1 pseudogene is annotated in these 280 nt (G+C 66.8%); it reads right to left on the bottom strand.

Annotated elements, in window-relative coordinates:
• Positions 1-280 (bottom strand): annotated as a pseudogene (locus tag IF28_RS36825) (alpha-1,4-glucan--maltose-1-phosphate maltosyltransferase); the annotation flags it as partial.

The raw sequence follows: 280 nt of genomic DNA, 5'->3' as shown, positions 1-280 counted from the left end.
GCGCAGGGGGGTGTTCTCGCAGAGTTCGTAGCCGCTGTAGATGCCCCAGGTGGGGGAGAGGGTGGCGGCGAGGACGGCGCGGACTTCGAAGGCGGGCCGGCCGCCGTGCTGGAGGTAGGCGTGGAGGATGTCGGGGGTGTTGGCGAAGAGGTTGGGCCGCATGTAGGAGGCGGCGTCGCCAGAGAGTTCGGTGAGGTAGTCGGTCAGTTCCCCTTTGGTGGTGCGCCAGGTGAAGTAGGTGTAGGACTGCTGGAAGCCGATCTGGGCGAGGGTGTGCATC

It is taken from the genome of Streptomyces sp. NRRL WC-3626 (assembly GCF_000718785.1).
GTDB lineage: Bacteria > Actinomycetota > Actinomycetes > Streptomycetales > Streptomycetaceae > Streptomyces > Streptomyces edwardsiae.
Note: the sequence above shows the minus strand (reverse complement) of the source record. Positions and strands in the feature narration are given on the sequence as shown.